The organism is Nocardia sp. NBC_01377 (genome assembly GCF_045040005.1).
Taxonomy (GTDB): domain Bacteria; phylum Actinomycetota; class Actinomycetes; order Mycobacteriales; family Mycobacteriaceae; genus Nocardia; species Nocardia noduli.
Window position 1 is genome coordinate 341,147 of sequence record NZ_CP109567.1, and the last position, 12,638, is coordinate 353,784.

At 65.4% G+C, this 12,638-nt stretch carries 12 protein-coding genes; 5 read left to right on the plus strand and 7 right to left on the minus strand.

The features are described 5' to 3' along the window. Positions 1–21 precede the first annotated feature (21 nt). Positions 22–876, plus strand: a complete 855-nt coding sequence (locus OG225_RS41950) for a Fic family protein (protein ID WP_331757913.1) — start codon at positions 22–24, stop codon at positions 874–876. A gap of 1,227 nt (positions 877–2,103) precedes the next feature. On the opposite strand, the gene OG225_RS41955 is transcribed toward OG225_RS41950, so the two are convergent. The 4 genes from OG225_RS41955 to OG225_RS41970 form a co-directional block, all read right to left on the minus strand. Beyond that, positions 2,104–2,442, minus strand: a complete 339-nt coding sequence (locus OG225_RS41955; RefSeq protein ID WP_331757917.1) for a hypothetical protein — start codon at positions 2,440–2,442, stop codon at positions 2,104–2,106. A gap of 72 nt (positions 2,443–2,514) precedes the next feature. After that, the gene (locus OG225_RS41960; protein WP_331757919.1) at positions 2,515–3,732 is read right to left on the minus strand and encodes a TniQ family protein; all 1,218 of its coding nucleotides are present in this window, start codon (positions 3,730–3,732) and stop codon (positions 2,515–2,517) included. 3 nt (positions 3,733–3,735) lie between these two features. Beyond that, the gene (locus tag OG225_RS41965) at positions 3,736–4,989 is read right to left on the minus strand and encodes a TniB family NTP-binding protein (RefSeq protein ID WP_331761107.1); all 1,254 of its coding nucleotides are present in this window, start codon (positions 4,987–4,989) and stop codon (positions 3,736–3,738) included. Next, positions 4,986–6,608 carry a hypothetical protein gene (locus OG225_RS41970; RefSeq protein WP_405183568.1) on the minus strand — a complete coding sequence of 541 codons (1,623 nt, stop codon included), beginning with the start codon at positions 6,606–6,608 and terminating at the stop codon, positions 4,986–4,988. The genes OG225_RS41965 and OG225_RS41970 overlap by 4 nt, the downstream gene beginning before the upstream one ends. 33 nt (positions 6,609–6,641) lie before the next feature. On the opposite strand from OG225_RS41970, the gene OG225_RS41975 reads away from it, so the two are divergent. Further along, on the plus strand, positions 6,642–7,052 hold the full coding sequence (locus OG225_RS41975; protein ID WP_405183569.1) for a hypothetical protein: 411 nt from the start codon (positions 6,642–6,644) through the stop codon (positions 7,050–7,052). Between the two features lie 194 nt (positions 7,053–7,246). On the opposite strand, the gene OG225_RS41980 is transcribed toward OG225_RS41975, so the two are convergent. Further along, a complete protein-coding gene (locus tag OG225_RS41980; protein ID WP_331757925.1) occupies positions 7,247–7,927 on the minus strand; it encodes a TnsA-like heteromeric transposase endonuclease subunit in 681 nt (226 codons plus the stop codon). A 400-nt stretch (positions 7,928–8,327) separates the two neighbouring features. Between OG225_RS41980 and OG225_RS41985 the strand changes: the two genes are divergently transcribed. Further along, a complete protein-coding gene (locus OG225_RS41985; protein WP_405183570.1) occupies positions 8,328–9,212 on the plus strand; it encodes an alpha/beta fold hydrolase in 885 nt (294 codons plus the stop codon). Between the two features lie 228 nt (positions 9,213–9,440). Here OG225_RS41985 and OG225_RS41990 read toward each other — a convergent pair whose 3' ends face one another. Next, on the minus strand, positions 9,441–9,803 hold the full coding sequence (locus OG225_RS41990; protein ID WP_331758835.1) for a VOC family protein: 363 nt from the start codon (positions 9,801–9,803) through the stop codon (positions 9,441–9,443). A gap of 526 nt (positions 9,804–10,329) precedes the next feature. On the opposite strand from OG225_RS41990, the gene OG225_RS41995 reads away from it, so the two are divergent. Both OG225_RS41995 and OG225_RS42000 read left to right on the plus strand, forming a co-directional pair. Beyond that, entirely contained in the window at positions 10,330–10,803 is a 474-nt protein-coding gene (locus OG225_RS41995; RefSeq protein ID WP_331758838.1) for an NUDIX hydrolase, read from the plus strand. 256 nt (positions 10,804–11,059) lie between these two features. Then, entirely contained in the window at positions 11,060–11,635 is a 576-nt protein-coding gene (locus tag OG225_RS42000; protein WP_331757929.1) for a hypothetical protein, read from the plus strand. A 157-nt stretch (positions 11,636–11,792) separates the two neighbouring features. Here OG225_RS42000 and OG225_RS42005 read toward each other — a convergent pair whose 3' ends face one another. Beyond that, positions 11,793–12,638, minus strand: coding sequence for a hypothetical protein (locus tag OG225_RS42005; RefSeq protein WP_331757931.1), 846 nt, complete (start codon positions 12,636–12,638; stop codon positions 11,793–11,795).

Genomic DNA, 12,638 nt, shown 5'->3' on the forward strand with positions numbered 1-12,638 from the left:
GGCTGAGGCGGGTCGCTGCTGGTGAGTCAGGAAGATAACTGGAACTCCTACCTGTGGCCCTCGGACGCCGGCCCCGGGGAAGTGATGCTGGTCAATCTCTACGGCCTACACGACCCGGAAGAACTGGCTCGGCGCGAATACAGCGAAACGGCGCTGCGCGCTTTGGAACTACAGTTGGGCAAAGTCGAGATCCCCTCGACCGGCGACCTCGCCGAATGGCAGGCGGTCCATTCGCACTTGTTCGGCAACGTCTACTCGTGGGCCGGTGAGCTGCGCACGGTCAGCTTCACCCGCCACGACGGCCACTACTTCCTGCACCCGCAGCATTTCACCGAGGTCATCCCCAAGGTGTTCGACGCAGTGGCCGACCTCGACTGGGCGGACATGACCCGATACCAGTTCGCGGACAACGCCGCGCGGCTGTACACGCTCCTGAACTGGGTTCACCCGTTCCGCGAGGGCAACGGTCGATCGACCCGGCTGTTTCTCGATCGCCAGATCGCCGCCGCCCCCTACATGCTCGACTACACCCGCGTCAGTCCGGAACGATGGGAGACCGCGGCGATGGCCTCACGCCCCACCAAATACGCGGGGCCGACCAACCACCGTCCCGTGCAGGCAGTGTTCAACGAGATCGCCAGCCGCCGAGATAGATCCCCCGTCGAACTCGATCCTCTCGACCCACTCGATCTGCAACTGATTATCGACAACGCCCGCCAATCGGTGACCTCCGGGCACGAGACCGGCGCCGCGATCGACGCAGCAGGACTGAACCCGCAGCGGATCATCGACTCCTCCCCCACCGACCAGGGCGTCGCCGACGAGGAACGCGCCTCTACGGTGGATTCGGGCACCGAGCTCGATGCGGGTCCGTGACGATCGGACTCGAACACCGCCACCGATACATGGCCTACGACACTGCAAGCCGTCAACAGATCGCGTCGGCACCGGGCGGTCCCCCGAGCCCGTCAGCGGTCCCCAGCGACCGTTCGAGCCGCACTCTCCATACGAACGGCCCCGGAATTCCCCACGATCGCCTGCGAGCAGCCCGACCGTCAGGTTGGCACCGTCGTCGACGAGCCGCTGCTGGCCGGTGACCGCGAACAAGGCTTACGGCCTGGCCCGCAACCGCGAGCCAACGACGTGGCCCGGATCGCACCGACGATCCAGACTGTCCTGCCCGGTAGCGTCGACCACTCGACAGCGCGGCCCGGCGGTGACTCCGTCGCCGAGTCCGACCTGCCGGTACCTCGGAGGGGACTCGACATCGGCCCGCCATCGGCCTGAGAGCTGCGCGGGACTTCCGCTGATTCGGCGGCGGCTCGGCAGCGGCCCGCGACTTCGGCCGGTGACGGCCGCCACCCTCGCTGCGGGGAAAACGTCGCCGACCTGAGGCGATCTCTTCGATCAGTTCGGTGTAGCGCCCGCATTCGCGCCCGAACTCGAATCGGGAATCGGCCGTACCCCAAGCGCCCGAGGCAGGCCACGCGGCGACGTACCTGCTCGCCAGGCGATTCATCACCGCCCCGAAACCCTCTTCGTGCTCGCCGATTCCGTCCGCGGGCTCACCCAGCCAGGCAGTGACCATGTCGTCGAGGACCTGCATCAGCACGAAGACCTCAGCTTCGGCGCTGACCGCGTCCCCGGTCGGATGATCGCTACCGGTGCCCGCCAATTCCCAACGTCGGTGTGCGGCAACCAACCCCGCCACGCACCGGTGCACTTCGCTAGCGAAGGACTCGTCCTTGCCGAACCGGTCAGCGTGACTCCACGCCTCCCACAGACCCGCGATAGTCGGCAACCGACCACGCCAATGCATACCCCTGCCCGGCACATGCCCGTGCTGATCCACAGCCCCTCCCCACTCGGCCTGTGCCGAGGGGACAGTGCACTCACCACCCAGCCGAACGTCAACGTATCGGCACCGAGCGGATCGAACTCCCCGACCGCACAGCACATTTGAAGCAAATAGTACAGCAGTACGCAGCTATTCGGCTGTCCGACGCGGCCGGGCATGACCGACAGGGACGGGGTCCCGACCGGAATCGGTCAGCTGGCTTGCTCGCGGCCGCCGCAGCCGTGAACAACAGTCCAGATGAAGTACTACTGGCGTGGCGGACTCGGCGTTTCCGCAGCGGACAGCGCGGCCGCCGAGCACCACTGCGTGACCTCGATCCGGCCCTGCTTGTTTCCGGTCTCGAGGACAAACGACGCAAGACCGATCCACACACCGGTGTGCGTGCGCGCCCACGCGTGCAACTGACCGGGAACGCTGCCTACCACGCGCAACCCGCCTGACTTGACCCTGAGCGGAACCGCATCGAGACCGAACACTTCGGGACGGGTCGGGAGCGCCACAGCCAGATCCACGATCACCGGCCGCGGCGGATCGACCACCGACCGCAAAGGTGGGGTGAACTGATCCGGCCAGTCATCGAACACGCATTCGATAGTAGCCGATTAATTGCCGAGCGGGTTTCCGGGATGGCTTGTTGTGACGAGGCATCACATCTGTCACTTCAGCACGATATCTGACACCGCGATGCGTGGTCGCCGTCCGAGCGGTGGTGGTGGATGGGCTCGCGAGTAGGCAGCTATCGCTTGGCTCAGTCCTGGCGAGCAAGCGTGTTGGGCAGGGAGGAAGAGTCTTTTCCAGAGTCGGCCGGTGTAGTCGTTGTGGAGCATTTCATCGATCAGAGCTGCCATGTCTTCGTGGTCTGGGATGTTCAGAAGGTTGAACGTGGTGGTGAGCAGCGCGCCGCATTCTTTGGCCGGCAGGGGTGGTCGGCATGGTCCCCGGTGCTTGCCTGCTGGCTGGTGCTGTGGTCCCTCTCTGTGGCGGAGTTCGGCGGTGTGCTGGTCGATGATTTCGGCGATGGGCGCGGTGGGGGCGAAGGCTCGGGCGGTCGGCCAGCTTTTGATGAGGAGTTCGGAGAGCATGCGCAGATCGGTGAAGATCAGTGGTGCGGGAGTGGGTTGACCGCCGCTCGATGTAGTGGTGGGGCCGTTCGGTGCCAGCAGGTGGGTCAGCTGCTCTTGGGTGGTGAGCAGGCTGGAAAGGGATTGGGGGTCGAGTTCGTCGCCGTCGAGGGGAGCGTCGCCGAGGAAGCTGCCGCAAGGTCGTGGTTTCCCGGATCGGCATTGTGTGGGGTGCAGTTGGGCTTGTGGGTTGGCGATAAAGAGGTCGAAGGGGTGTCCATAGACCGGTTGCTGGTTGACGGGTTGTCGACAGTCGGGGCAGAGGTGCAGGAGAAGCCTGCGGTGCGTCAGGCAGCTGAAGGCGATCGGCAAGCGCCAGGCTCGTTTCCAGGGGCCGCCGTGGTGTCGCTGGATGGCGGTGCCGTCACCGGCCAGGCATTGCGGGCAATATCTCGTCCACCGCCAGAACACCCATGGCTCTTTGAGAAGCGCCTGTGGCTCACGGGTTTTGCCGAGGTATTGCAGCCGCAGCGGCGGATAGCGGCCTGCCAGGGCCGCCAGAGACATGTTCTCGACCTCGGTTATGGACAGCCTGGCCGCGCGGGCGAACCCGGCGGGGTCGACGAGCCCGAGGAGCACGGAGCGACCGGGCGCGTAGCGGTTGCCGCGAAGTCCGGCCAGGGCGGTCAGGTATCTGGGTGAGATTTCGAGGCGGTGTGCCAGTCGCAGGAGATAGCCGGGCAGGATTTCGTCGTCGAACGGGTCGAGGCTGCGTGGGAAGGGGCGCTCGACCGAGCGAGGCAGTGACGGCATCGCCTATGCCCCCGTCTTGGTCTCGGGAACGCCGGAGTCGTCGAAGACGGTGTTTCGGTTCTTGGTGGCCTTTCGCCGCGTTCGTGTTTCGGGTGCGGGGACGAGTGGGATTTCGCCGTCTTCGGCGCTGCGGCCGGAGTCGTTCTCGATGTCGAGCACGACCGTGTCGAGCAGGGCGGGGGTGAGTTTTTCGGTGCCGTCGGTTATGGCTTCGGAGCAGGCGCCTTCGATGAGGCGTTCCAGCAGGCCGACGACGCCGTTGGTCCGCCGGAACAGGTATTCGGGCATGGTGCCGCAGGTGAGCATGCCGGGCTCGGCGCGCAACAGGCGCAAGTTCTCTTCCAGTCCCGCCAGATGCGCTGTCCAGGCAGCGATGGCCTCGGCGGTGGAGTAGTGAAACGGCTTGAGATGGATCAGGGTGAAACGCCGTTGGGTCTGGGTGGCCGCCTCGTCACCGAACTCGTTGCCCTGCGACCCGAAGATCCAGTCGTCGGTGCGGGGATCGCGCCGGCCGCCTCGCAGGAGCCCGGAGCGGGGGATGCCGACGCCGATGAGCACCAGGGTCACTTTCATGCTCATCAACGCGCGTAGCAGGTCGAGGGTGTTCTGGTCGTCGGCGCGGTGCATTCTAAGCCGGGTGATGTCATCGAGGATTAGCACTCGGGTGCCGAGTTGATGCATCACGACCCGGACCTGCCGTGTCAGCTCGGGCAGGGTCATTTTCCTGTGATCGTCGCCGTAGAAATCGAGAATCGCCCGACAGGTCGATTTCGGTGTGGCGGTGACCGGGGTCTGAACGTAGGCGACCGGGACGTGCAGGTCGCGGGTGCCGGGCAGAGCCTCGGGGTTGAGTTGGTTGTGCAACTCCAGCCAGGCGTCCTCGAACGCGGCCGCGATTTCGCAGGCGGTTTCGGTTTTGCCTTGATAGCCGCCGCCGGTGATCATCAGCCCGGCCCGGGTGGTGGGCCGGTGTTTGAGGGCGTTGGCCTGCATGCGTGTTCGCATGATCCGCGTCAGTTCGGCGCTCATGGGAGTTTCCTGTAGCGGCAGATTCGAGTGGGTGGCATGCCGATGCAAATCGTGCAGGCCCCGCTGGCGGGGACTCATGAGCCGGTATTCACCGAGGCCGATCCGCGGGGCGGGAACGAAAGCGTGGCGGCTCAGTCGCCATCGCCGCCAGCCCTCGACGGTCTCCCGGTCGGGAACCTGACCTGGCAGGATGAACTGTGCCACTGCGGAATCCGATTCCGCTGTCACGAATGCCTCTCTCCATCAGCGGTGTCCGGTTCGTCGGAATCGCCTGTGAGCAGGAAGAGATTCCCGCGGCGGAAGCTCTCGCCAAGCCGGGCCGGGCGAGTGATCGCTGCCTGTGTGGTGAGCTGTTCGCGCCGTTGCCGACGGTCGGCGTCGACGGTGGTTTCGACCTGTGCAGCGTGGCCGGGCCAACGAGGTTCGATGACCACCGGTGTCGCGGGGGCGGGCGTCGATCGTGCGGTGGCCGCTTCGGCCAGCCGCTTCGGCCGGTCGGCGGCCGCCGCAGCGCGTTGGGTATCCTCACGGGCCAGATCGATGCGTCTGGCCTTGGGCATCGACGGCCAGTCTCGGACCGGGACGTGCGCGCCCAGTAGCTCCAGCAGCACCGGCAGCAGCTCTCTATCGCTGCGTGGGCGTAGACCTGAATTCCTTGCTGCGGTAAGCGTTTCCCGGACTCGCGCGTCACCGAAACAGGGAACCTCGTCGTGGTCGGGCAGCCCCGTCCAGCGCAACGGCTCCCAGACATGGGTCCTCGGATCCTGAAAGAACACTGTGCGCGCGTCTCGGGGATCGCGGCGGACCACATACTTCCGCTTGTGTTTGCCGCCCCTGGTCGAGTCCTCGTTCAGATAGGGGCGCAGGGCTTCGCCCTTATAGTGCAGGCCGCAGACCTTGACACCGCGTTCGGGGTCGACGGAGACGTGATGCGGCGGGAGCAGTTGGTAATAGAGCTCCGGGGACGGGATCTGCATGGCGAATCCGCCTTGAACCATCGACGCGGCGAACAAGGTATTCGGACTGTGATCGCCGGTTGGATCCCAGGACGGAGCGTGTTCGCCGAGCCGCCGGTTCTGCCAGACCTTCACGATCCAGGTCGCGATCAGGTGTTCCATCTCGCTGACGGTGAGAGCGGCGTCGGTCTCGGGGTCTTCACCGCGGTCAGCGACGTCGACGCCGGTGTAGCCAGGCAACTGCTCGAACAGCAGCGAACGAACCGAGCCGAATGCCCTTTCGACAGTCTGCTTGTCGGTCGGGCGCAGCACTCGTGCCGGCAAAATGTTGCAGCCCAGCACCCGCTGAACTTCGACCAGATGATGGTTGCGATAAACCGACCCATGGTCGGTGGTCACCGTCTCCGGAGCGAAGAACGGCAGCCCGGCAACCGGATGCCCGGCGAACTCGGCTACCAGGTTCGCGGGAATACCCGGGTAGGGCCATGCCATGTCCCCACCCCAGTCCGGGCGCATCGGCAATGGCATCGTGATGTCGCGCAACAACATTGCGACGTCGATCGAAGAGTCCGAGACCAGCGTCAACCGGAAACCCACCAGCGAGCGGGTGAATACGTCCATCGCCAAAGTCAAGTGAACCGAGACCGGGTCGCCGAACACCGTCTCGCGGACCTTGACCGGCAAGATCGTGGAGTCCAGCACCACCACTTGCCCGGGCCGGTGGATCACCACATGCTCTCCGGAAGTCGGTTTCGCCGCCGAACGGACGTAACGTTGGCGACCACCACCGGATCCGAACCACTCACGCCAAATCCGGCGCAGCGTGTCATAACTCGGGATCTGCTGCGTAGCTTCGGGTCCGAACTGCTCACGAATGTATTGATGGATCATGCGCTCTTTGGTGCGCATGCTCACCCGTGACCGGTGCAGGCACTCGGCATGAACCGCGTGAACCGCTTCCCGGACCTGGTCACCGACCCGGCGCCCGAGGAGCGGGCGAAGCCACCGATCATCGGCGCAACCGATCAGTCCGACTGCGCGGCGACGGGTCTCCCAGCGGATCAGAGTGCGAATTCCGACCCTGTCCAACCCGACCAGCCGGGCTTGCTCGCGATCGAGCGCAGCGAGTTCAGCCACTTTCGCCTCACGCCGCTGCGTGATCGTCGTCGACACCGGGTCATAACCCGGCCGCGGCTCATCAGCCCGCGTCCGCAGCGGATCCCCACTGCGGTAACCAGTCTCGACCTCGAGCAGATGCGCCATCCGCAGCATCACCAAGTCCCGTTGATGATCGGTCAGATCTGCCAGCGACGGCTCCTGCCGTCCTCGCGCTGAGGCCACCAGCGCAGTCGTCCGGCTTGAGTTGCGGCAATCTCGGTGCCGCATCAGAGAACCGAAACTCGCCGACATCCGACGCCCGCCGCTACGGCCGACCAGCATCACCCGACCGAACTGCGGGACCAACTGCTCGACCAGCCACTCGACACCATCGAGCACCAACAGCGCGCCCGGCGACAACTCCAGACCCACTACCCGACCCTCCGCGCCTCGAAATCAGCCGCGCGGATCAGCGTCGCGTCCGTCAACGGCCGACCCAGATTCATCCCCACGCGTCGGCGCCAGAGCAGGTGCAACAAGAACGCCCGGGCGATCGGAGCACACGCCGTCGCATCGGCCAACGCGGCAAACGTCGCCGGACCCGTGCTCAACAGGCCCAACAAGGTCTCGACCATGCCGAGGCGATCGATCAAGGGACGCCGCTGCGAGGAAAACCAGTCGACGGTCGCGACCATCTGCGGACGCCATCCACCCACCACCACGTATCCCCATCCGTGCAGGGCGGCGACTTCCGCGGTCGCGGCGAACTTCACCTCGTCGCGCTCCCCGATCCGGTTCATCGGCCGGACGTCGATCAACCAGATCCCCGAATCGGTCACCGCCAGGAAATCCGGGAAGTGCTCCACTGGGCCGTCGCCGGTCCAGAACCGCAGCCGCAGGGGCTGCGACAACACTTCCCTCGCCCCACCAGCGAAATCGAGCATCAGCAGCAGACGAGCCTCCGCCAGCGACTCATGCCCGTGCTGACGCTCGGTACTCACCAGGTACTCCAGCCCCGACCGGTGTCTCTGCCCCCGCCGCCAGGAAAACTCCCGCGTCGGGCCACGCCCCGCCAACGGCAACTCCGGCAGGTCCCGCACCGGCACCGACACCTCCCGCTCGTGGACCCGGCACGACACCGACCACCGCGCCGACCAGCCATCACCGAGTGTCAACCGATTCCGCGCATCCTCGGCAAGCGCTGCTGCCGTAGCCATCTCGGTCCACCGGCAGCTATGCGACCACACCTCAAGCGAGTCCACCGCAACATCCAAACCAGCAAACCATCGACCCGCACCTGAAACCCCACGAAACGACCGAGAACCGCCAGCAAACCCACCGAAACCCGGCAATGGTGACAACAATCTTGCAAACTCAGTGACAGATAGCCTGCCTCGCCGAAGCCGAACTCCAACGTCACGTCGGCAGCCGGTGACAACTACGGTGCTTCGTCACACTTGTCGACCCAGATCTTTTCGCACCCGGCGGTGAGCGCGTCGATCGGGGTCCGGGATGCTGGCGGTAGCGTGTTTTGATGTGGGTGGTTCCGGGGGATCAGGGGGTGAGCCGAAGATGACTGGCGTCACTGCTGGGCGCAAAGTGTCGGGTACCGTCCATTTCGAAGTGGTCGGTGACGGGGCGGGAGAGCCTGTTCTGGTGTTGCCCGGGGGCGGCGTTCGTGACCCCGAGTATCTGGGTGATCTTCGGCGTTGGGGCGCGAGTCGGCCTCTGGCGGTGGTCCATTTCCGCGGCACACCGAAGTCGGGCGGTCTGCCGGAGCCGTGGTGGAATCAGTACGAGGACATCGAGTCGGTGCGGGTGGCACTGGGTGTGGAATCTGTCGATGTGATCGCGCATTCGGCCGGTTCGCGGGTCGCGCTTGCCTACGCGGCCTCGGACGCACCTGTGCGTCGGCTGGCCCTCGTGACACCACCAGCGGCGTGGCTGACCGGTACGGACAGCGATGTTGCGGAGTTGGCGGCGACGCGCGCTGATGAGCCCTACATCGCGGAGGCGTTGACGGCCCCGCCGCTGGGCTTCGGCAGTGAAGCGGCGTTTCGTGAACAGCAGCGATTGACCGCGCCTCTGGGGTACGCCCGATGGGACGAGCAAGCGAAGAGGCACGCGATCACCGGATCGACATGCTTCGAGGGCCTGCGGGCGTTCTTCTCAGCGCCGCCGCCGGACGATCTGGTGGAGCGTATTCGACGTTTGGCAATGCCGGTGCTCGTTATCGGGGGCGCCGTGGATCTGTTGTCCGGGCGTGCTCCCGTGGAAGCGTTGGCCGCAATGCTGATCAATGGCTCTGTGGAGATGATCCCCGACTGTGGCCACTATCCATGGATCGACCAACCGGATGTCTTCGCACAGATAATTAACCGGTGGTCGACGCTCTGATCCCAGACGGGGCAGCGGGTAGCGCATCAGAAGAAGGTGTCGCCCACCCGCCGCGGCCGGCGGCCGGTGGGTCCGAACTGCGCTAGCTCGGCATCGATATCGACTTCGATCGTGCCGACCAATCTCACCCAGGCGGCTATCGCTTGGCTCAGTCTCGGCGCGGAAGGTGTTGGTATCCGCTGGTTTCGACGCCACCGGACCGGTGGCGATGGCGAGATCCTCCTGTTGTCAGCCGGTGGCCAGGCAGAACGGGTGACCAGCCGGATCCAGCAGCACTCGCCACCGGTCGCCGCCCGGCTGGTGATCCGGTCTGACCGCGCCGAACCCCAACGCCAACTTCTCCGCCGCGTCGAGATCCTCGACCCTGAAGTCCAAGTGCAACTGCTGCGGCACGTCCTGACCAGGCCACTGCGGCTCCCGGTATCGGTCGACCTGTTGAAAGCCAAGGTCGAAACCCGAACCATCGGTCAGGGAGACGAACTCGTCAGCGGTATAGCCGAGCTGCATGCCTGTCAGCTCTTGATAGAACCGGGCCAGAGCCCGGGGATCGGCGCAGTCCAGAGTCACGCCTCGCAATGTGGCGATCGGCATCGTCGGCTCCCTAGTCATCTATGTTCGCGGGCCGCGCGGCGGCCGCGCAGGTCGTCATCCAACCGCACTGTCGTGGCCCCGCTCCACTCCTTTTTCGGGCGGCGGACAGCACTCGTCTCGGACTCGGTTGCGCCGTTGCGCCACCACCCCGGCTGGGACGAGCTGAGCCGGTTCTCGGGCGACGGCAAGCGGGACGCGCATGGCGGGCGCGGAGCCGAGGCTGCGGAACGCTGCACTTCGCGCCCCCGGCGGGCACACCCGGCCGTGCGCGCCTGAACCCGTCCGCCACGCTGTTCAACGGCCCTGAGATCACAGTCCACGACCTCCTCACCGAGCCTTTCCTGTTCTGGCTCGAAATTTCTGGACTATGGGTGATGTCCGGACCTGCGATGGACCAGATAGATCGAGTCGACCCGGGTGGTACCAACTCAAACAATCTGGCCTGCATGGAATAGAGGGGGTCTGCTGCCGACGCGTCATCCTTGCAGCGATGCACGAATCCTGCGTGTTGGAATACGGTGCGGGTATGAGTTTCCGGCTGGCGGCGTATGCCGTGTGCATCGAGGACGGCCGGGTGCTGCTCGCGCATCACATGCCGCCGGAGGGCGAGTCGAACTGGACTCTGCCCGGCGGTGGAGTCGAGCACGGGGAGGATCCGTTCGACGCGGTGACCCGTGAGGTCGGCGAGGAGACCGGCTGTGTCGCGGTGGTCGAGCGCCTGTTGGGTGTGGACTCCAGGGTTATCCCAGCGGCAGAACGCCGTGTGCCCGGCCCGCTGCCGCACCAGAATGTCGGAATCTTCTACCGAGTTCGTATCATCGGCGGCAGCTTGCGGCCCGAGCCGAACGGCGAGACCGCCGAGTCGGTCTGGACGCCGTTTGCCGACGTCGCTCACCTGCGCCGTTCGTCGCTGGTCGATATCGGTCTCGCCTTGGCTCGGACCGTTCCGGCGACTGGCCACGTCGTTGCTGTTCCAGTCGGAGGCCTGCTCCAGCACTGAGCGCCACCGGGCAATGGTGACAACGATCCTGCAACCAAGTGACATAGCCTGCTTCGCCGGGAGCGAACTCCAACGTCACTTCGGCACGATATTTGACACCGAGACGCGCGGTCGCCGCCCGCGCGGTGGTGGGTGGGCTCGTGAGTAGGCAGCTATCCTCGCGTACGCGATCGGATTCGCCTCCCACGACATCGGCACCGACGGCGCGGCCCTGCGCTACTTCCTGTCCGCGCTGCGCCTGGCACAGGAATCCGGCGTGCCAGGCCAGGACGGGTTCGTGTTCCGCATCCTCGCCCTGCACGCGGGCGATATCGGACATCCACAGCACAGCGTCGAACTCGCCGAACGTGCCGTGTCACAGGCGCGCGGGCACGTCGACGACGACGCGATGGTGCTGTTCGACATCGGGTTGGCGCGCTGCCATGCCGAGACCGGTGATCAGCGCACCGCCCGCGCGATCCTGCACCGCGCCGAACCGTGGCTCACCCCGACGGCGACGACCGAGTTGCCGCGCTGGATCCAGCTGTTCTGTCCCAACAAGGCCTCCCTGGGTCGACAGACATCCAAAGCGTTCGTCGCGCTCGGCGACGTGGTAGAGGCCGAACGGTTCCTGCATATGAGTGCGATGGCGTGGAACCCGAAAACCCACACTCGCATCCACGCGTTGAGCCAGATCGAAACCGGGCTGCTGCGCTGGCAACTCGGCCGCCACGAGGACGCCGCAAGCCTGTGGCGCAACGCCGCGACGGTGCTGTCCGGAGTCGATTCCGACCGTGTCACCAAGGCCCTGACCAAGGTCGCTCGCTGCGCCCCGGACCTGCTCACTACCTGAGCGCCTGTCGGGAGCATCCGGATTCGCTGTTCTTTCGAAGGTCCGCCAACGGAGCCCGCCCGAGCAGCCCCGCATGAAGCCGCTTTCCCGGTCAGGACGAGGAACAGGGGAAGAACCTGGACGGGCTATCTGCGTTGAACGTCGTGAGCCGAGCCGACTACTCGACCTTCCGTGTGGGATCGTCCAGGAAGGTCCAATCGATCCCGACCTGTGCCTGCGGTGCAACCTGTAGGGCGGCGCGGGTAACAGCTTCCTCGAAGTCGGGACGCCACCGATCGAAACCTGCGATCAGGACCGGCGTGTCTTCGGTGTAGCCGAAACTGGTCCACCGACCGTCAGGCTCCTCACGCCAACTGTTGAGCACGTCCTCACCCAGATATTCACGATCATGGACATCGCCGAGCGCACCGAGCACCTCACGCGCGTGCCCCCAGTCTCTCAACCCACTCACCCGATACCCGTAGTGCACTCTCGTAGCAGTGCAGGCCCACACCGAGGAGAAGTATTCCGCAGGCCGCGTCCCACGCAGCACACTGCCCGACCGGAAACCCGTCGCTAACCGCGCCACTTCGGTAGGTACTTCGCAGAAGTAGTCCACTTCCGCGCTACCGGACTCCTGATTCACACGCGCGCGAGCCAAGACATCGGCGAACCCGCCCGGCGGATCACCTTCGAGTTCGAGATGATCGACCGAAACATCCCGATCATGACGTACACCCCAAATCTGCTGCCCGTCCCCATAGCCCACCGCCGAACTACTCGGCCCGAAAGAGGACTCGTAATACGCCACTACCTCGGCCCCCCGTGACAGTGGTCGCAACACCTCGGGATAGCGCAGAAACCCCGGCGGATTCACATCGGGTTTGAACACGATATGCCAATCGGCGAACGACACCGACTCCGCGCCAGACTCCGCGCTCTCGATCTCGGCCAGATCCAGCGCATTCAGAACCGTTGCCCTCGACCGTCCACGCACCGCGACCCACGAAACGATACTTCCCAC